We start from the raw sequence: 19,081 nt of genomic DNA on the forward strand, positions 1-19,081 counted from the left end.
CACCTCAGTACAGCGAGCCGGCGTTGACCACCGGTTGGGTCCCGCGATCAGCACACAACACGGTGAGCAGGTTGCTGACCATATGCGCCTTGCGCTCTTCGTCCAGCTGCACCACGCCGTTCTTCTGCAGCTCGGCCAGCGCCATTTCGACCATGCCCACCGCGCCCGCCACGATGCGTGTGCGCGCGGCAATCACCGCGTTGGCCTGCTGGCGCTGCAGCATGGCCTGGGCGATTTCCGGCGCATAGGCCAGATGGCTGATGCGTGCTTCGATCACGTCCACCCCGGCCTGGGTGAGCCGTTCGTCCAGGTGCCGCTTGAGCTGTTCGCTGATTTCAGCCGGGTGGCTGCGCAGCGAAATCTGGCCTTCTTCGTGCTGGTCGTAAGGGTAGCTGGTGGCCATTGCGCGTAATGCCGCTTCCGATTGGATATGCACGAAGCTTTCGTAATCGTCCACGTTGTACACGGCCTCGGAGGCATCCAGTACCTGCCACACGATCACCGCGGCGATCTCGATCGGGCTGCCGTCCAGTTCATTGACCTTGAGCCGCCCGCTTTCGAAATTGCGCACGCGCTGGCTAACCCGGCGCTTGGAGTAGAAGGGGCTGTTCCAGCGCATCCCCTGGTCCTTGACCGTGCCGACGTATTTGCCGAACAGGCTCAGGACAGCTGCCTGGTTCGGCTCCAGCGTGTACAGGCCGACCAGGACGAACACATTACCGGCAGCCACCAGGATGGCCGGCAGCATGGACAGGACCGGCAGGTAGCCCATGCCTGCAGCGATCAGCACGGTGGCAGCCAACAGCAGGACGACGACACTCGCAGCGATCACTGGAATGCCGGGCAAAGAACCGAGCGACTTTTCTTTCATGGCTGGGGCGTCCTTGTGATTTGGAAAAAAGATATCAAATTGATATCAAGTATGGGCGGATTTCCGACCGGCGGTCGTGGCATCGGCCCGCTAAAATGGCTGCCCCCTTCGATCTGGATGACGCCTCATGACCACCCTCGGCACTCCGCTGTCGCCTTCCGCCACCCGCGTTTTGCTGCTGGGCTCGGGCGAACTGGGCAAGGAAGTGGCAATCGAGCTGCAGCGCTTCGGCGTGGAGGTGATCGCGGCGGACCGCTACGCGAATGCGCCGGCGATGCAGGTGGCGCATCGCTCGCACGTGCTGGACATGCTCGACCCCGCCGCGCTGCGCGCGCTGATCGCCAGCGAGCGGCCGCACCTGATCGTGCCGGAGATCGAGGCCATCCACACCGAAACCCTGGTGGCGCTGGAACGCGAGCAGGGCCAGAAGGTGATCCCCACCGCGCGCGCCGCACGCCTGACCATGGACCGCGAAGGCATCCGCCGGCTGGCTGCCGAAACGCTGGGCCTGCCGACTTCGCCATACCGCTTCGTCGACACCGCCGCGCAATACCGCGAGGCGATCGCCGCCGTTGGCCTGCCCTGCGTGGTCAAGCCGGTGATGTCCTCCTCCGGCAAGGGTCAGAGCACGCTGCGCAGCGAGGCCGATATCGATGCCGCGTGGGAGTACGCGCAGACCGGTGGGCGTGCCGGTGCCGGCCGCTGCATCGTCGAAGGCTTCATCGATTTCGATTACGAAATCACCTTGCTTACCGTGCGGCATGCCGGCGGCACCTCGTACTGCGACCCCATCGGCCACTGGCAGCAGGACGGCGATTACCGCGAAAGCTGGCAGCCGCAGCCGATGTCGGAAGCCGCATTGCGTCGCTCGCAGCAGATCGCAAAAGCCATCACCGACGACCTCGGCGGCTGGGGCCTGTTTGGCGTGGAGCTGTTCGTCAAGGGCGACGAGGTATGGTTCAGCGAAGTGTCGCCGCGCCCGCACGACACCGGTCTGGTCACGCTGGTTTCGCAGGACCTGAGCGAATTCGCGTTGCATGCCCGCGCCATTCTCGGCTTGCCGGTGGGCGCAGAAGACGGCGGTGTGATCGGTCAGAGTGGCCCCTCCGCATCGTGCGCGTTACTGGCGCACGGCAATGGCGTGCCGGTGTTCGACGCCGTGGCCGACGCGCTGCGCGACCCGGATACCGCGCTGCGCCTGTTCGGCAAACCACGCGTGAATGGCCACCGCCGTGTCGGCGTCACTCTTGCACGCGCGGAGAGCATCGATGCTGCACGCGAGAAAGCGCGTGTTGCGGCTGCGGCGCTGACGATCCAGCTGCAGGGCTGATCGCCGCACGTTCCGAGAAGTGCAGCGCACCGCTGCACTTCTGCAAGCCGCCAAATGCCGCAGGCTTTGATTCGTCACCATGACCGGCATCGTTGGCCCATGCACACCGCATGAGCTTCGTCTGCACCCTCATCCGCCCCTTCGGGGCACCTTCTCCCCCATAAAGGAGGACAATGTCCCGGCGGGGGAAGCAAACACGCGAGTGCCGCTCGACTCAGATCACTGGTAGTGAAGCGACATGATCTGTTCACTGCCCGCAACGCTGCGCCTCCAAGCGCGACTCACCGCACGTGCCTGCGTCGGCCTACCAGGCAAGCGCGCCGCAGATGGACCAGGAACTCGCCCTTCCGAATCCCAAATCCCCACTCCCCACTCCCGGCTACCAAACAACATCCACCCACACCGCATGATGGTCGCTGCCATCGGCAATCGCCGCCTCCGGGGCGCTGCTGGCTGGCCAGAAAATGCCGCTTCCAGCCAGGGTGAACTGGCGCGACGGCAGCACGTAATCCAGACGCATGGTGCCGGCCTGCGGGCCGAAGTCGCCGGTGACCTGGTGCGGGTCGCCGACATGCGCGATGCCTTGCGCGGCATATTCGGCGGTCTTTTCCGGGCCGCCGGCGCTGCGTGGTGTGGGGTACTGGAGAACGCGCGGGTGATCGATCAGCGCACGGATCGCTTCATGGCGGCCGGCGCCATCGATCGGGTCGTTGTTCAGATCGCCCAGAATGACGAAGCGCGCATCGGCGGGCAGGCCGCCACAGGCGCCTTTGTCGTCGCATAGCCAGCGCCGGCTGTCGGCTGCGTTGTCCAGGTACGCACGCCACAGCGCGAGCTCATCGTGGTTACGTGCGGCGTTGCGTTTTTCCGCGCCATCGAACACCGGTGGGGTGGGGTGCGATACCAGTGCGTGCACCACGCCCAGCGGCGTGCGCACCGGCACGTCCCAGTGCGATTTGGACGACAGCCGCAGCTGCGCCCAGACCGCGTCGCGATAAAACGAGGCCCGCGTGGTCGGATCGATCGGCCGCAGTGCGCCCGGCAGCGTGCTCCACTTCAGCAGCTGGAAACTGCGCACGGCCTGTGCATCGATCGGATACCGCGACAGGACCAGCATGCCGTACTGGCCTGGATGCAGGCCGAAGCCCCAGGCATCGTTGCCGCGGTTGCGGCCATTGCCGCCGACACTGCCGCTGTTGTCCAGATCCAGACCGCTCGGAACGCCAGTGTTGACCGGCGCCAGATACCGATACGGATAACGCAGCGGCTCGCCGCCGCCCGGCTGTGCCACCTGCAGGTAGCGCTGCTGGAACAGATCGGCGGCGCGGTGGTCCGGATCGAAATCGAATTCGTTGAGCAGCACCAGATCCGGGCGCACGCGCTGCAGCACTGCGGCGATCTTGCGCGCATGTGCGCTGTCGCCCTGCAGGTCGGCAATCAAGCCGCCCGCTTCGTCGGAATACAGCGAGGTGTTGTAGGTGGCGATGCGCAGTGGCGCCGCAACCGGCTTGGCAGGCGAGGGGTCGGATGCGGTGGTGGTGGATGGCATGCGATGGGTGCAGGCGGCGCACAGCGCGGTGAGCGCGAGCAGCAGGAGAGATTTGATCATCGCGGAATTCTCGCATGGCCGATGCGACAGGCCGATGTCGCCGTTTGGCAGCTCACGGGGCTGGCGCGCCGGCGGGCAGTCCACGCCAGTGGCGGCCATCGTAGGCCTCCAGCGCATTGAAGCGGCGCTTGTAGTTCATCTTGGCGTGGCCATCGATCCAGTAGCCCAGATAGACATGCGCGCGTCGCTCGCGCTGTGCCCACTGGATCTGCTGCAGGATCGCGAACGTCCCCAGGCTGCGTGCAGCCGCCTCGGGCGCGTAGAACGTGTACACCGCCGACAATGCATGCTCGGTGACATCGGTGACCGCCACGGCGAGCAAGTCCCCCGGGCCGTGCGCGACGGGCGCCTGGCGGATTTCCAGAAAGCGCCCGTGCGACCAGCCGCCGATCAGGAACTGGTCGAACTCGGTAGCGCCATGCTCGTCCATGCCGCCGCCGGAATGCCGGTGCTTGAGATAGCGACGGTACAGCGCAAGTTGCTCGTCGGTACGTTCGGCGGCGACCACACGCACCACCAGGTCCTGGTTGCGCGCCAGGCAACGGCGTTGGCTGCGATCGGGATGGAACGCGTCCACCGCGATGCGCACCGGCACGCAGGCGCGGCAGCGTTCGCAATGCGGGCGGTAGACCAGATCGCCGGAGCGGCGGAATCCCCATGCCAGGGCCTGCGGGTAGATCGTTCCCAGGCGCGGATCGTGTGGGTCCAGCACAAGGTCGCGCGCCTGGCGGTCCGACCAGTAGCCACAGGGATGCTCGCCGGTCTGGAACAGGCGCAGGTCGTCGTGGGTGTCGGCGTGGATGGCCATGCGCTCAGGATAGCGCCTGCGCGTCGCAACAGCGGCGACTGTCCGCCGGATGAATACGGCCCGTGCGCGCGTCAACGCATGCGCCGGCGGTTCGTTGATGTGGATGTTGGTGGCAGCGCACGGTGGATCCGGATGCGCCACCCACGCGATGCGGCCCATGCAGGTGCCGCGTGTGGTTCCCACAGATCAGGAGTTTCTCATGACGTCCCGCAAACCCTTTCTTGCCCTGGCCATGCTGGCCGCGCTGTCCGTCGGCGCAGTCGCCGCCGCCACCCCGCCGGCATCCGGCGATGCGCCGCGTCCTGCCAAGCTCGACACCAACGGCGATGGCGTGATCGACCGCAGCGAAGCGGCCGCCAACCCGGAGCTGGCCGCGCAGTTCGATACGCTGGACACCAACAAGGACGGCAAGCTCTCGCGCGATGAGCGTCCGCGCCATCGTGGCCCGGGGCACGATGGTCGCGGGCAGTGGCTGGCCAAGTTCGACACCAACAAGGATGGGCGCATCAGCCGCGAGGAGGCCAAGGCCGACCCGAAATTCGCTGCACGCTTCGACCAGATGGACGTCAACAAGGATGGCTTTATTGATCGTGCCGACCGTGAGCTGCGCATGCAGCAGCATCGCGATGCGTGGTTTGCCAAGGCCGATACCGACAAGGACGGCAAGCTGAGCAAGGCCGAGTTCGATGCGGCGTCAAAGATGCGCGGCGAGCACGGCCCGCGTGGTCCGGGCGAGCCCGGCGACCATGGCAAGCATCCGATGCCGCCCAGGCCGGCTGCCGGCAACTGATCGAGGGGCGCGCATGCCCCGTCCCAGGGACACGGCGAGGGCATGCACTCGCCGTGTACTACGTTCAATGCAATGCTAGTGGTAGTCAGCAACACGTAACAAGGCGCCGATCGACCCACGGCCTCCTGCGCAAGCAGGGGGCCGTTTTTGTTGCTCGCAAGGGGCTGTCATTGATGGTGCAGCAGTGACGTCACGCCGGCCTTGAAGCATTCCCAGGTGCATGGAGTGACGCACGATGGGCAACATGACCGCTGCCACGCTTGCCAGCACTGCGCCCGGACTGGACATGCAGCGGTACAACAGCGGTGCCTGCGTGGCGCCGCGTCTGCGCGCATCGCGTTCCAGCATAGGGCGCATGACGCGCGGTAGCACCCGGATGGACTGGTGGCCGAGCACCGCCATACCGGCGCAGAGCATCAGCAGCGATGCCCACGCGCCGGCATCCAGCTGTTTCAGCAGGAGCGTGCTGCCGACCACCAGCACCGAGGTCAGTGTGGTGATGTGCATGACGCGACGAACCGAGGCTGCCTCAGCGGCGTTCTGCGTAAAGCGCAACAGATACCAGCAGGACCAGTACGTGCCGAATCCGGCAACCAGCACGGCACCGGCGGCGAACAGCGCCGGCATGTCGAGCCAGAGGCTGAGCGCGCCAGCGGCCCCACCTCCGCCGAGCGCCGAGCCGGTCAATCCACCGGCACCCAACCTGCCTGCGCCAGCGAGGCCGCCGAGCACGATCGCCGCGCTTGCGGTGCCCGGAGCCGCAAGCATCGTCACCGAGGTCACCGCCGTGGCAGACGCAACGCTGGGCGCACTGCTGCGCACGAAGTCGCCGAATCTGCGCAGCGAGTTGCTTGCGCACCGCCGCGTCGCTCAGGCCCAGCAGCGACGCAATCTGTTGCGAGCTCTGGCCTTCGCGGTAATACAACAGCAGCGTCTCGCGACTTTCTTCCGGTAGCGCGGAGTGATGTCGAATGCGGCGATCTCTTCCCCGGCCTGCAACAGATGGTCGGTGGGCGAGGGTGCCGGATCGGCGGCCATGGCGATCGCCAGCTCGGCGGCTTCGCCGCTGAGCGCGCGGTGGCGGTTGGCGCGCAACCAGTTTCGCGCCAGATTGCGGGTGATCTGGCGTAGCCACGGCAGGAAGCTGGCGGGCTGATGCAGCTGCGCCAGACGCTGCCAGGCGCGCAGGAAGGCTTCCTGCGCGATGTCTTCGCTGGCGGCGATATCGCGCGTGATGGCCAGTGCGCTGGCGGCGACCGTGTTCTGGCAGGCCATCACGATCCGTCCGTATGCCTGCTGACAGCCGGATGCGGCGTGACAGGTCGATGCGATAACCCGGAGCAGGCTCTGCGCCTCGACAGCCATGGCGAGGCGACGGTTCGAGGCCTGGCGCCTTTGCCGTGCAACCGCGTTCCAGGCGAGCCGTTTCGGTACAACGGCTGTGGATAGCCTCCCTGGCCTGGCTCAGCGCGCCGGCTGGATCCGCACGCGCACCGCGTCGTCTTCTGCCGGCGGCGTTGCATCCGGCGAGGGCTGCGATGCAGCGGGTGCCGCTGGCATGGGCGCACTGCGATGACGCATCACCACCACCATGGCCACCGCGCCGATTACCAGCAACAGGACCAGGCGGATCCGCCAGGCCCAGCTGCGCGCGCTGGCACTGGAGCCGTTCTCGCCGTCGCGGAAGGTGTACTCCACGTTCGGCAGGTCGCGGCGGGTGGTGTCGAGCAGGCGCGCGTCGCGCAGCAGATCGCGCGCACGCGGCTGGTCGTTGGCATGCACGATCCACACGGTGGGCTGTGCCTGCGCGCTGCTTTGCTCCAGATAGCTGAACTGGCCGCCGCGCTTGCTCTGATAGGAGCGGCCATTGCTGATGCGGATCTCGATCCCTGCATCGCGCAGCAGATTGGCCACGCCCTCGGCGGTTTCGATACGTTGACTGCTGAAGATCTTGCGCATGGTGGAAAACGCCGTTAGGTCCGGAACAGATGGCGCCGTTGAGGCGCCGGTTCAAGATGAAATATCGGGATGCGGTTGCTGCAGTCCGGTGGCCACATCGCACGGCACGGGAGCATGCCAGTTTGCGGCCTCTGCAGCGTGCGAGGGAATGTGCTGCGGCGCGTTCAACCAGGGGCCGCAGTGCACTGGGGCGATCGACCGGCGCACCATGGCCACGCCGTTGCGCTCTATTCCTTGGCCGGCACCGCGCTCGCGCTGCCGTCGGGTACCACACGGATCAAGCCTTCCTGGGTGGTGCTGGCGACCAATACGCCGTCGCGGGTGAAGAACTGCCCGCGCGCCAGTCCGCGTGAGCCTTGCGCGGTGGGGCTGTCCAGCGAGTACAGCAGCCAGTCGTCGGTGCGGAACGGGCGATGGAACCACAGCGCGTGATCCAGCGAGGCCATCTGCACGTTCGGCGTGTAATAACTGATGCCGTGCGGAAACGTCGAGGTGCCCAGTAACTGGAAGTCCGAGGCATAGGCCAGCAGTGCCTGGTGCAGGCCGACGTCATGGCCGATGGGGTCGGTCAGGCGCAGCCACATCTGCTGGAATGGTGGCCGCTTGGGCGGCTTGAGTTCGTCGCGCGGAAACACATGACGGAACTCGAACGGCCCGCCGCGCGAGAGCCAGCGTTGCACCTTGGCCGGCAGGCTCGCCAACACCTCCGGTGCCAGTGGGGCGGCCGGTTCGATGTCTTCCGGCGGCGGCACCACCGGCATTGCCGATTGATGTTCGGCGCCGTCTTCGCGCTCCTGGAACGAGGCCGCGCAGAAGAAGATCACCTTGCCGTGCTGGATCGCAGTGACGCGCCGTACCGAGAAACTGCCGCCATCACGGGTGCGATCGACGTCGTAGACGATGGGGTGATCGATATTGCCGGCACGCAGGAAATAGGCATGCAGCGAATGCGCCTGGCGGCCGTTTTCGACCGTGGCCTGCGCCGCCGACAGCGCCTGACCCAATACCTGGCCGCCGAACACGTACTTGGTGCCGATATCGCGGCTCTGGCCGCGGAACAGGTTGTCTTCCAGGCGCTCCAGCGACAGCAGGCTGATCAGTTCGGAGACCACGGGTTCGGCATTGGCGGACAAGAGGCTGGCCTGGGCGTGCGGAGGATGGCGATTATACCGGGCCGCCCGAGGGGCACCGTGCCGCGGCCGGCTCAGGCCTTCTGCAGGCGTGCCACCAGGCCCTGCAGTGCAGCCTGGGCGTCGGGCGCGTACCAGCCATCGACAAAGCGCTCCAGCTGGATCAGTTCCGGGGCCAGGGCCGCGCGCAGGTCTGCGCGTGCCACCGCACGCGTGGCCAGCATCGGTTGACGCGGCAGCTGCTGCAGTTCGTGCAGCCAGGCCACTGCGCGCGCGGTGACCAGCTCGCCATCGACCAACTCATCCACCAGGCTGATCTGCACCGCCTGTTCGGCTGGCAATAGCTGCCCGGCGATCAGCAGGCGCTCGGCGCGGTGCGCGCCGACCACGCGGCGCAACAGCCGCTGGATGCCTTCCGGTGCGGCCAGGCCGACCTGCACTTCGTTCAAGCCGATCGTGTACGGCTTGGCGGTATCGGCGCTGCGTGCCATCACGCGGTAATCGCAGCAAAGCGCCAGCACGCAGCCGCCGGCCGGCGCATGCCCGCCGATCGCCGCGACCACCGGAATCCGGCTGTTGGCAAGCGCCTGCGCAGCCTCGAAGAATGCGGTCCAGCTGGCCAGCAACGCAGCGCGGTCGGTACCGTGCGTCAGCAGCTGCGGCACATCCATGCCACCGGAGAAGATCCGCTCGCTGCCCGACAGCACAATGCCGTCGGCGGCGTCGCCGGCCTGTTGCACCGCTGCGCTCAGGGCCTGGCACAGGGCACTGTCCAGCGCGTTGACCGGCGGGCGCGCCAGACGGATTTCGCGAACTCGGCCATGGTCTAAGATCTGGATGCTCATTCGGGGCTCCTGGAGGTCGGGTCATGATAGACGGCAGTCGAAGCAGGTGGCAGCTGCGTGCGCGCGTGCTGCTCGGTGCGGTGGTAATGGTGGGCAGTGCAGGCGTCGCCGCGCAGTGTCTGCCGGAGTTCAACCGGGGCTGGATCCGCATTCCGCCGCCCGGTGGCATGGGGATGGCGGCCGGCTTCGGGCAGTTCCACAACGGCTGCGCGCAGCCGCTGAAGGTCGCCGCGGTCAGCAGCAGTGCGTTTGCCGATGTGTCCCTGCACGAAACCACGCAAAGCAATGGCGTCAGCCGCATGCGCGCGGTGCCCGAGCTGGCGTTGCCGGCCGGTGGGGCGGTGCCATTGGCGCCGGGTGGCCTGCACCTGATGCTGATGGAGGCCCGCGCGCCATTGCAGGAAGGCGCACAGGTGCCGGTGACGTTCACCTTGCAGGATGGTCGCCAGATCAAGGCTACGCTTCAGGCCCGCACGCGCGTACCGGGATCGTAAGGTCGCAGCGTCGGCGCTGCGTGCCGTCCGCGTGCAGTGGGTGATCGCGGTGTCTGCGCGCTTGGCCAGCACTGCAATGGACGGGCGACCCAAGACGATGCGGCTGGGCATGGCGCGACGTGCATTGCCGATGGCAACGCCACTGAAGGCATAAAAAACGGCGGCTCCCGGGAGAGCCGCCGTCGTTGTCACGATCCAGCAGGTTGGCCGCGCCGCGTTCGCTCAGCTGCTGGCAATCCGTACCGCGTCCGGGAGCGCAGCGCTCTTGCCGGTCTGCGTATCGATCCACACCACCACCACGTTGCCGTCCGAATACAGCTTGCTGTGGTCCTTCTGGTCGAAGATGCGGTGGCCGATGGTCACGCTGCTGGTGCCCAGGCGTTCGACGAACAGCTCCACGGTGATGTCGTTTGGCCAGATCAGCGGTTGCTTGTAGTTGACGTTGGTGGCGGCCACCACCGGGGCGATGCGGTCGGTCATCGCCACGCCTTGCACGCCCAGCATCCAGCGCACGCGCGCCTCTTCCAGGTAGGAAATGTACTTGGCGTTGTTGACGTGGCCCATGCTGTCCATGTCGCGCCAGCGCACACTGATCGGGATGCGTGCCAGAACCTTGTGTTCGCTCATCAGCTTGCCTTCTTCTTCGCAGTCTTCTTGGTGGCGGATTTGGCGGCCTTGGCCACCTTCTCCGGTTTGACCTTGCGCGGCGGGCGCGCGTCGGGCTTGTTGGCCGTCGCGGCAGGGCGCGTCTCGCGCGCCTTCACCGACGGCAGCATCTTGGCCAGGAACTGCCCGGTGTAGGACGTCGGTTCGGCGGCCACCTCTTCCGGGGTGCCGCACACCAGGATGGTGCCGCCACGGTGACCACCTTCCGGGCCCAGGTCCACGATCCAGTCGGCGGTCTTGATCACATCCAGATTGTGTTCGATCACCACCACCGTGTTGCCCTCGTCGCGCAGCTTGTGCAGCACGCCGAGCAAGGCTTCGATATCGTGGAAATGCAGGCCGGTGGTCGGCTCGTCCAGGATGTACAGGGTGCGCCCGGTATCGCGACGCGACAGTTCCTTGGACAGCTTGACGCGCTGCGCTTCACCGCCGGAGAGCGTGGTCGCGCTCTGGCCCAGCTTGATGTAGCTCAGGCCCACATCGACCAGCGTTTCCAGCTTGCGCGCGATCGACGGCACCGGCTCGAACAGGCGCAGCGCATCTTCCACAGTCATCTGCAGCACGTCGCTGATGTTGAACCCCTTGTAGCGGATCTCCAGCGTTTCGCGGTTATAGCGCTTGCCATGGCAGACATCGCAAGGCACGTAGACGTCGGGCAGGAAATGCATCTCCACCTTGATCATGCCGTCGCCCTGGCAGGCCTCGCAGCGGCCGCCACGCACGTTGAAGCTGAAACGCCCGGGCGAGTACCCGCGCGCGCGCGCTTCGGGCACCTGTGCGAACAGCTCGCGTAGCGGCGTGAACATGCCGGTGTAGGTGGCCGGGTTGGAGCGAGGCGTGCGGCCGATCGGCGACTGATCGATATCCACCACCTTGTCGAACAGATCCAGATTTTCGACGTCGCGATGCGCTGCCACCGTGTGCGAGGCGCCGTTGATCTCGTTGGCCGCCAGCGTGAACAAGGTATCGTTGATCAATGTCGACTTGCCCGAACCAGACACGCCGGTGATGCAGGTCAGCAGCCCGGCCGGAATATCCAGGTCGACGTTCTTGAGGTTGTTGCCGGTCGCCCCGCGCAGATGCAGCATCATCTTCGGGTTGGGCTTGTGGCGCTGCTTGGGAATCTCGATACGGCGCTTGCCCGACAGGTATTGGCCGGTCAACGAGCGTGGCGATTTCAGGATGTCGTCCAGTGCGCCTTGCGCGCAGATTTCGCCGCCATGCACGCCGGCACCGGGGCCGATGTCCAGCACGTGGTCGGCCAGCCGGATCGCATCTTCGTCGTGCTCGACCACGATCACGGTGTTACCCAGGTCGCGCAGCCGCGTCAGCGTGCCGAGCAGGCGCTCGTTGTCGCGCTGGTGCAGGCCGATCGACGGCTCGTCCAGCACGTACATCACCCCGACCAGGCCGGCGCCGATCTGGCTGGCCAGGCGAATGCGCTGCGCCTCACCGCCGGACAAGGTGTCGGCCTTGCGTTCCAGGGTGAGATAATCCAGACCCACGTCGACCAGGAAGCCCAGCCGCTCGCCGATCTCCTTGACGATCTTGGCCGCAATCTCGCCGCGCCAGCCCGGCAGCGACAAGCCGCGGAAAAAGCGCAGCGCTTCATTGACCGGCAGTACCACCAGTTCCGGCAGTGGGCGATCGGCCACGAACACATTGCGTGCGGCACGATTCAGGCGCGTGCCGTTGCAGGCCGGGCAGGGTTGCTGGCTGACGTACTTGGTCAGCTCCTCGCGCACGGCCGGCGATTCGGTTTCGCGGTAGCGGCGTTCCAGGTTCGGCAGGATGCCTTCGAAGCGGTGCTTGCGCGTGGTGCGCCCGCCCGCATCGGTGAAGTAGGTGAAGCTGATGACTTCATCGCCGCTGCCGAACAGCACTGCCTGGCGCACCTTGGCCGGCAAGCTGTTCCATACCGCATCCACATCGAACTTGTAGTGCTTGGCCAACGAGGCGATCAGCTGGAAGTAGTAGGCATTGCGCCGGTCCCAGCCGCGCACTGCGCCGGCCGACAACGACAGCTCCGGATGCACCACCACCCGGTCCGGGTCGAAGAATTCGGCAACGCCCAGGCCATCGCAACTCGGGCAGGCGCCCACCGGTGCGTTGAACGAAAACAGCCGCGGTTCCAGCTCCGGCAGCGAGTAATCGCACACCGGGCAGCTGTACTTGGACGAGAACAGATGTGGGGCTGCGGCCGGGTCGTCCAGCGACTGCACCGCCACCATGCCTTCGCCCAGCTTGAGCGCGGTTTCGAAACTTTCCGCCAGCCGCTGCTTGATGTCTTCGCGCGGACGGAAGCGGTCGATCACCGCTTCGATGGTGTGCTTCTGGCGCAGTGCCAGCGGCGGCACCGCATCGATTTCATACAGCTCGCCGTCCACGCGCACGCGCACGAAGCCCTGCGCACGCAGTTGTTCGAACACCTGCGCATGCTCGCCCTTGCGGTCGCGGATCACCGGGGCCAGCAGCATGTAGCGCTGCTCCTGGTCCTGGGTGAGCATGTGGTCGACCATCTGGCTGACGGTCTGCGCCTCCAGCGGGAAGCCATGGTCCGGGCAACGCGGCTGGCCCACGCGTGCATAGAGCAGGCGCAGGTAGTCGTAGATCTCGGTGATCGTGCCCACGGTGGAGCGCGGGTTGTGCGAGGTGGATTTCTGTTCGATCGAGATGGCCGGGGACAGGCCTTCGATATGGTCCAGGTCCGGCTTTTCCATCACGCTGAGGAACTGGCGCGCATACGCCGACAGCGACTCGACGTAGCGGCGCTGGCCTTCCGCATAAATGGTGTCGAACGCCAGCGACGACTTGCCCGAGCCGGACAGGCCGGTGATCACGATCAGTTTGTCGCGAGGCAGGTCGAGGTCGATGTTCTTGAGGTTGTGCGTCCGCGCGCCGCGGATGCGGATGAAATCCATCGCCATGGGGGATCCGATGTCGGGCCGGCGAACCGGCGGTGGTGCGAGCGTGCTCAGCAGGAATGAGTGGCAGTCGATCAGCCTACCCGCCGACCTAGGTGAGGGCAATTGCCCCAAATGCCAGTCTGCAGCGGCTGTTGTGGCGGCCGGATGATGCGTTCCACGGCCCGATTCGGGCATGCCCAGACCCGGTGACGTGCGGGTTGACCCGAATCCCGCCGAGCCAGTAAAATCCCGCTCCTGTCTGCCCCATGGGCAAGTCAGGCGACCATAATAACTACAGAGGAACACCTGGTCATGTACGCAGTTCTGGTAACCGGCGGTAAGCAATACCGCGTCGCGCAGGGCGAAACGCTCCGCGTGGAAAAGCTCGAAGTCGAAGCAGGCAACGAGATCAAGTTCGACACCATCCTGATGCTGGGCGATAGCGATGGCATCAAGCTGGGCGATGTGCTGAAGGGCGCCTCGGTCACCGCCAAGGTTGTGGCCCATGGCCGCGCCGACAAGGTGCGCATCATCAAGTTCCGTCGCCGCAAGCACCACATGAAGCGTCAGGGACACCGTCAGCACTACACCGAAATCGAGATCACCGGCATTGCCGGTGGCGACAAGAAGTAAGGAGAACCAGTCATGGCACATAAAAAGGGCGTAGGTTCCTCGCGCAACGGTCGCGATTCCAACCCGAAGTACCTGGGCGTGAAGATCTTCGGTGGCCAGGCCATCGATGCCGGCAACATCATCGTGCGTCAGCGCGGCACCCAGTTCCATCCGGGCGCCGGCGTCGGCCTGGGTCGCGACCACACGCTGTTCGCGCTGGTCGACGGCAAGGTGGAGTTCTCCACCAAGGGCCCGAAGAAGCGTCGTACCGTCAGCGTGGTTGCCGAGGCGTAATCGCCCGCTCCATGCAGGCCAGTTCGCATGCGCTGCAAGGCCATGCGGACGAGACGGAAAGCCCCGCTTTTGCGGGGTTTTGCGTTTGAGAGCCGGGATTCGGTATGCGGGATTGGGGATTCGCAACGGCGGATTTCAATAGGTTCCGACATCGTCGCTTCCTGCTGTCTCCGAGGCCGCCAAACGGTGTCCTGCGGTGGTGTTGCCAATCCCAAATTACGAATCCCAAATCTCATGAAGTTAGTCGACGAAGCGGAAATCCTGGTCACCGCCGGTAATGGCGGCAATGGCTGTGTCGGCTTTCGCCGCGAGAAGTTCATTCCACTGGGTGGGCCCGATGGCGGCGATGGCGGGGCTGGTGGCAGCGTGTGGATCGTGGCCGACGAGAACGTGAACACCCTGGTCGACTTCCGCCATGAGCGCACCTTCAAGGCGCAGCGCGGCGAGAACGGCATGGGTCGCCAGGCCTATGGCAAGGGTGGCGAGGATCGCGTCATCGTGGTGCCGGTCGGCACCGTGGTGATCAATGTGCAGACCGACGAAGTGATCGGCGACCTGATCCAGCACGGCGATCGCTTGCTGGTGGCCAAGGGCGGCAAGGGCGGTCTGGGCAATATGCATTTCAAGAGCTCGGTCAACCGCGCGCCGCGCCAGTCCACCACCGGCGAAGAGGGCGAGGAGCGGCTGCTCAAGCTGGAGCTCAAGCTGCTTGCGGACGTGGGCCTGCTGGGCTTTCCGAACGCCGGCAAAAGCACCTTGATTCGCGCAGTGTCGTCGGCCACGCCGAAGGTGGCCGATTACCCTTTCACCACGCTGTATCCCAATCTGGGCGTGGTCAGCGTCGAGGCCTACCGCAGCTTCGTGATTGCCGACGTGCCGGGCCTGATTGAGGGCGCCGCCGATGGCGCCGGGCTGGGCACGCAGTTCCTGCGCCATCTGCAGCGCACCCGCCTGCTGCTGCATCTGGTGGATATGGCTCCGATGGATGGTGGCGTGGACGGTGTGTCGCCGGCCGACCAGGTGCGCACCCTCGAGCGCGAGCTTGAACGGCATGATCCGGAGTTGCTGAAGAAGCCGCGCTGGCTGGTGCTCAACAAGGCCGACCTGATGTTCGAGGACGAGGCGCGTGCCGCTGCCGAGGCCATTGTGGCCGAGCTGGGCTGGACGGCGCCCTGGTACCTGGTCTCGGCGCTGGGGCGCGATGGCACCTTCCCGATCATGAAGGACGTGATGGCGTTCTTCGATCGCCAACGCGAGGGCGAGCTCGAGGCACGCAATGCAGGCTGAGTGCACACACGCGCACACAAAAAACCCGGCCAAGGCCGGGTTTTTCTGTATTGCCGGAAGCCAGGCTCCCGGCAATGTGCCAACTGATCGCTTACGCGGCCTTGATGGCCTTGATGCGTGCGGTCAGACGGCTCTTGTGACGCGCAGCCTTGTTCTTGTGAATCAGGCCGCGGGCGCTGAAACGGTCGAGGATGGGCTGAGCGACGGCAAAAGCGGCTTCGGCGCCTGCAGCATCGTTTGCGTCAAGGGCCTTGATCACCTTCTTGACGGCGGTGCGCAGCATCGAGCGCTGGCCGGTGTTGCGCTCATTGCGCACAACGGTCTGCTTGGCGCGCTTCTTGGCGGACTTGATATTGGCCACGGTGGTGGGTTCCTGAAAAATCGGTATGGTGGAAAAAGCAAGCGCGAAAGTATGATGGACCCAATTATGTACGTCAAGTCAGTTGTCAAGAGGGATGCAGAGTGAGCAAGCCCGGCATGTTGAGAGGCCTGCTCTCGTTCAGCAGTATGACCATGGTGTCGCGGGTGCTGGGCCTGGTACGCGACCTGGCGATTTCCACCACCTTCGGCGCCAATGCGGTGACCGACGCATTCTGGGTGGCGTTCCGGATCCCCAATTTCCTGCGTCGGCTGTTCGCCGAAGGCTCGTTCGCCACCGCCTTCGTGCCAGTGTTCACCGAGGTCAAGGAAACCCGGCCGCATGCCGATTTGCGTGAGTTGATGGCGCGTGTGTCCGGCACTCTGGGTGGCATGCTGCTGCTGATCACTGCGCTGGGGCTGATCTTTGCGCCGCAACTGGCGGCGGTGTTTTCCGATGGCGCGGCCACCGATCCGGTGAAGTACGGGCTGCTGGTCGACCTGCTGCGGCTGACCTTCCCGTTCCTGCTGTTCGTTTCGCTCACCGCATTGGCCGGTGGCGCGCTCAACAGTTTTCACCGGTTCGCAGTTCCGGCGCTGACGCCGGTGATCCTCAATCTGTGCATGATCGGCGGCGCGCTGTGGCTGGCACCGCGGCTGGATGTACCGATCCTGGCGCTGGGCTGGGCCGTCCTGGTGGCCGGCGTGTTGCAGTTGCTGTTCCAGCTGCCGGCGCTGAAGGGCATCGACCTGCTCACCCTGCCGCGCTGGGGCTGGAACCATCCGGATGTGCGCAAGGTGCTGACCTTGATGGTGCCTACGCTGTTCGGCTCGTCGATCGCCCAGATCAACCTGATGCTGGATACGGTGATCGCTGCGCGGCTGGCCGATGGGTCGCAGTCGTGGTTGTCGCTGGCCGACCGGTTCCTGGAACTGCCGCTGGGTGTCTTTGGCGTGGCGCTGGGCACGGTGATCCTGCCGGCGCTGGCGCGCCATCACGTCAAGACCGACCGCAATGCGTTTTCCGGGGCGCTGGACTGGGGCTTTCGCACCACGCTGCTGATCGCGATGCCGGCCATGCTGGGCTTGCTGCTGCTGGCCGAGCCGCTGCTGGCGACGCTGTTCCAACACGGTCGCTTCACTGCCTTCGATACCCGGATGACCGCGATGTCGGTGTATGGGCTGAGCTTCGGGCTGCCGGCCTACGCCATGCTCAAGGTGGTGCTGCCGGCCTTCTACGCGCGCCAGGACACCCGCACCCCGGTGCGCGCCGGCGTGGCGGCGCTGGTGGCCAATATGGTGTTCAACTTTGCGTTCCTGGCAGTGCTGTACCAGCTCATGGTGCCGCCCGAACTCAAGGCGCAGGGCGTGACGCAGGCGCTGGGCAAGCAGCCGGGGCTGCATCTGGCGCTGGGTATCGCCAGCGCGCTGTCGAGTTATCTCAACCTGGGGCTGCTGTGGTACTGGCTGGGCAAGGCCGGCGTGTATCAGCGCCGGCCGGGCTGGGGAGGCTATGCGACGCGTCTGCTGCTGGCGTGTGCGGCGATGGTGGCGGTGCTGTTGGGCCTGCTGTGGTGGCTGCCGTCGTTCACCGGAATGGACAAGTGGCAGCGGATCGGCTGGCTGGCGGTGCTGGTCGGCAGTGGCGGGCTGACCTATGTGGTGGCCCAGCTGGCGCTGGGCTTGCGGCCGCGGGATCTGCGCGAGAGCTGAGCATGGAGGTGGGGCTCTGCGGCGGTTGCGGGCGTGCATTGCCGGGGGCTGGAATCGGTCAGGGCAAGCCGGCATGCGGTATGTGCCGCGGCGCATGCCGACCGTGACGGCGGGCGGTTGGTTGCCGGCCGCGGCCTATCCGGGCGTGCGTGCCCGAGGCTGGCGGGGCGTCGTGCCGGTGAGCGCTTGCGTGATCGATGCGGGCCATGCGGGTTGACAGGCACGGCTATACTTACAAGTTATGCATCAGCGAGGGTCGGCCGCGGGCCGGCATGTGTTTGGATCGAGGAATGAGCAGGCTGTTTAGAGACGTCGAGGGCGGGACGCTGTTCCCGCACGGAAGCGTGGTCTGCATCGGCGCTTTCGATGGCCTGCACCTGGGGCATCGGGCATTGGTGCAGCACGCGGTTGACCGCGCGCGCGCGCTCGGCGTGCCGGCAGTGGCGTTGAGCTTCGAGCCATTGCCGCGCGAGTTCTTCGCCACGGCCGCACCACCGCCGCGGCTGACCCTGGCACGCGCCAAGATCGAAGGGCTGCTCGGCTTCGGCGCCGACAGCGTGGGCCTGATCCGTTTCGATGGCCGCCTGTCGGCGATGAGTGCCGGGGACTTCGTGCGCCTGGCGCTGGTTGGCCGGCTCTGCGCCCGTGAGGTATGGATCGGCCCGGAGTTCCGTTTCGGCCATCGCCGTGGCGGCGACATCGCGTTGCTGCGCACCCTGGGCGAACAGCACGGATTTGCAGCCGGGGAGATTGCGCCGGTGCATCTGCATGGCGAGCGCATTTCCGCCACACGCATCCGTGAGTTGTTGGTGGCGGGCGAGTTTGCGCATGCCGCCGATCTGCTCGGCCGCCCGTACGCCATCGGAGGACGGGTGGTGCGCGGCAAGCAGCTGGGGCGCACCCTGGGGTACCCCACCGCGAACCTGCGGTTTTCGCGCACGCCGGCGCTGTCGGGCATCTATGCAACCTGGGTGCATGGCGTGGCCGCACAGCCATGGCCATCGGTGTCCAGCTTCGGTACACGGCCGACCGTGGCTGGCGTGGAGCCGCTGCTGGAGGCGCACCTGTTCGGTTTTCAGGGCGACCTGTACGGCCGGCATCTGGAGGTCGAATTCGTCGCCAAGCTGCGCGACGAGGAAAAGTTCGATGGCCTTCAGGCGCTGACCGCGCAGATGCATCGCGATGCCGAGCAGGCGCGCGCGGTGCTTCAGGGCAGTCCGTCGCGAATGCTGGTGGGCACCGGACGTAGTGGCGGCCTGCGGCAGGCTCACGATGTGTCCGTGGAGACCGAAAGCAGTCGCGCGCAAGGTGCTGCGGCTCCCGGTGCAGACAACATCCATGCGAGTCCTTCGCAACAGCCCGCACATCCCTGTGCGGACTTAGTAAAAAATCCAGCGCAACGGTAGATTC

17 protein-coding genes and 1 pseudogene are annotated in these 19,081 nt (G+C 65.9%); 8 read left to right on the forward strand and 10 right to left on the reverse strand.

Annotated elements, in window-relative coordinates; all coding sequences use genetic code 11:
• Nucleotides 1–4: 4 nt before the first annotated feature.
• Nucleotides 5–871: an SPFH domain-containing protein gene (locus XCSCFBP4642_RS0108510; RefSeq protein ID WP_029219410.1), complete on the reverse strand. Its 867-nt coding sequence runs from the start codon at nucleotides 869–871 to the stop codon at nucleotides 5–7.
• Nucleotides 872–998: 127 nt separating this feature from the next.
• Here XCSCFBP4642_RS0108510 and purT point away from each other — a divergent pair, with 127 nt between their 5' ends.
• A complete protein-coding gene (purT, locus tag XCSCFBP4642_RS0108515) occupies nucleotides 999–2,201 on the forward strand; it encodes a formate-dependent phosphoribosylglycinamide formyltransferase (RefSeq protein WP_029219411.1) in 1,203 nt (400 codons plus the stop codon).
• A gap of 379 nt (nucleotides 2,202–2,580) precedes the next feature.
• On the opposite strand, the gene XCSCFBP4642_RS0108520 is transcribed toward purT, so the two are convergent.
• Both XCSCFBP4642_RS0108520 and XCSCFBP4642_RS0108525 read right to left on the reverse strand, forming a co-directional pair.
• Nucleotides 2,581–3,909 carry an endonuclease/exonuclease/phosphatase family protein gene (locus tag XCSCFBP4642_RS0108520; protein ID WP_033898165.1) on the reverse strand — a complete coding sequence of 443 codons (1,329 nt, stop codon included), beginning with the start codon at nucleotides 3,907–3,909 and terminating at the stop codon, nucleotides 2,581–2,583.
• Nucleotides 3,863–4,777 (reverse strand): arginyltransferase, encoded by a 915-nt coding sequence (locus XCSCFBP4642_RS0108525; protein WP_029219413.1) that lies wholly within the window; start codon nucleotides 4,775–4,777, stop codon nucleotides 3,863–3,865. Before XCSCFBP4642_RS0108525 ends, XCSCFBP4642_RS0108520 begins: the two co-directional genes overlap by 47 nt.
• 40 nt (nucleotides 4,778–4,817) lie before the next feature.
• Between XCSCFBP4642_RS0108525 and XCSCFBP4642_RS0108530 the strand changes: the two genes are divergently transcribed.
• On the forward strand, nucleotides 4,818–5,408 hold the full coding sequence (locus XCSCFBP4642_RS0108530) for an EF-hand domain-containing protein (protein WP_029219414.1): 591 nt from the start codon (nucleotides 4,818–4,820) through the stop codon (nucleotides 5,406–5,408).
• A 204-nt stretch (nucleotides 5,409–5,612) separates the two neighbouring features.
• Here the strand turns inward: XCSCFBP4642_RS0108530 and XCSCFBP4642_RS24380 are convergent.
• From XCSCFBP4642_RS24380 to XCSCFBP4642_RS0108550, 4 genes and pseudogenes are all read right to left on the reverse strand, one after another.
• Nucleotides 5,613–6,773: pseudogene (locus tag XCSCFBP4642_RS24380) on the reverse strand (RNA polymerase sigma factor); the annotation flags it as partial.
• Nucleotides 6,774–6,872: 99 nt separating this feature from the next.
• The gene (locus XCSCFBP4642_RS0108540; protein ID WP_029219415.1) at nucleotides 6,873–7,367 is read right to left on the reverse strand and encodes a putative signal transducing protein; all 495 of its coding nucleotides are present in this window, start codon (nucleotides 7,365–7,367) and stop codon (nucleotides 6,873–6,875) included.
• 227 nt (nucleotides 7,368–7,594) lie between these two features.
• Complete coding sequence (gene tesB / locus XCSCFBP4642_RS0108545) at nucleotides 7,595–8,500, reverse strand: acyl-CoA thioesterase II (RefSeq protein ID WP_029219416.1); 906 nt, start codon at nucleotides 8,498–8,500, stop codon at nucleotides 7,595–7,597.
• A gap of 71 nt (nucleotides 8,501–8,571) precedes the next feature.
• Nucleotides 8,572–9,342: an enoyl-CoA hydratase/isomerase family protein gene (locus tag XCSCFBP4642_RS0108550; protein ID WP_029219417.1), complete on the reverse strand. Its 771-nt coding sequence runs from the start codon at nucleotides 9,340–9,342 to the stop codon at nucleotides 8,572–8,574.
• Nucleotides 9,343–9,428: 86 nt separating this feature from the next.
• Between XCSCFBP4642_RS0108550 and XCSCFBP4642_RS0108555 the strand changes: the two genes are divergently transcribed.
• Nucleotides 9,429–9,836 (forward strand): copper chaperone PCu(A)C, encoded by a 408-nt coding sequence (locus XCSCFBP4642_RS0108555; RefSeq protein ID WP_425480185.1) that lies wholly within the window; start codon nucleotides 9,429–9,431, stop codon nucleotides 9,834–9,836.
• A gap of 222 nt (nucleotides 9,837–10,058) precedes the next feature.
• Here XCSCFBP4642_RS0108555 and XCSCFBP4642_RS0108560 read toward each other — a convergent pair whose 3' ends face one another.
• Nucleotides 10,059–10,463 (reverse strand): acyl-CoA thioesterase, encoded by a 405-nt coding sequence (locus XCSCFBP4642_RS0108560; RefSeq protein WP_029219419.1) that lies wholly within the window; start codon nucleotides 10,461–10,463, stop codon nucleotides 10,059–10,061.
• Nucleotides 10,463–13,429, reverse strand: coding sequence for an excinuclease ABC subunit UvrA (uvrA, locus tag XCSCFBP4642_RS0108565; protein WP_029219420.1), 2,967 nt, complete (start codon nucleotides 13,427–13,429; stop codon nucleotides 10,463–10,465). The genes XCSCFBP4642_RS0108560 and uvrA overlap by 1 nt, the downstream gene beginning before the upstream one ends.
• Nucleotides 13,430–13,720: 291 nt before the next feature.
• Between uvrA and rplU the strand changes: the two genes are divergently transcribed.
• The 3 genes from rplU to obgE all read left to right on the forward strand — a co-directional run bounded on the left by rplU (nucleotide 13,721) and on the right by obgE (nucleotide 15,601).
• A complete protein-coding gene (rplU, locus tag XCSCFBP4642_RS0108570; RefSeq protein WP_029219421.1) occupies nucleotides 13,721–14,041 on the forward strand; it encodes a 50S ribosomal protein L21 in 321 nt (106 codons plus the stop codon).
• Between the two features lie 12 nt (nucleotides 14,042–14,053).
• Nucleotides 14,054–14,314: a 50S ribosomal protein L27 gene (rpmA, locus tag XCSCFBP4642_RS0108575; protein ID WP_003484326.1), complete on the forward strand. Its 261-nt coding sequence runs from the start codon at nucleotides 14,054–14,056 to the stop codon at nucleotides 14,312–14,314.
• 234 nt (nucleotides 14,315–14,548) lie between these two features.
• Nucleotides 14,549–15,601 (forward strand): GTPase ObgE, encoded by a 1,053-nt coding sequence (gene obgE, locus XCSCFBP4642_RS0108580; protein WP_029219422.1) that lies wholly within the window; start codon nucleotides 14,549–14,551, stop codon nucleotides 15,599–15,601.
• Between the two features lie 91 nt (nucleotides 15,602–15,692).
• On the opposite strand, the gene rpsT is transcribed toward obgE, so the two are convergent.
• Nucleotides 15,693–15,962, reverse strand: a complete 270-nt coding sequence (gene rpsT, locus XCSCFBP4642_RS0108585; protein WP_002807888.1) for a 30S ribosomal protein S20 — start codon at nucleotides 15,960–15,962, stop codon at nucleotides 15,693–15,695.
• Nucleotides 15,963–16,078: 116 nt separating this feature from the next.
• Here rpsT and murJ point away from each other — a divergent pair, with 116 nt between their 5' ends.
• On the forward strand, nucleotides 16,079–17,671 hold the full coding sequence (gene murJ, locus XCSCFBP4642_RS0108590) for a murein biosynthesis integral membrane protein MurJ (protein WP_029219423.1): 1,593 nt from the start codon (nucleotides 16,079–16,081) through the stop codon (nucleotides 17,669–17,671).
• Nucleotides 17,672–17,961: 290 nt separating this feature from the next.
• Complete coding sequence (locus XCSCFBP4642_RS0108600) at nucleotides 17,962–19,077, forward strand: bifunctional riboflavin kinase/FAD synthetase (protein ID WP_029219424.1); 1,116 nt, start codon at nucleotides 17,962–17,964, stop codon at nucleotides 19,075–19,077.
• Nucleotides 19,078–19,081 lie beyond the last annotated feature (4 nt).

The organism is Xanthomonas cassavae CFBP 4642 (assembly GCF_000454545.1).
Lineage (GTDB): Bacteria > Pseudomonadota > Gammaproteobacteria > Xanthomonadales > Xanthomonadaceae > Xanthomonas > Xanthomonas cassavae.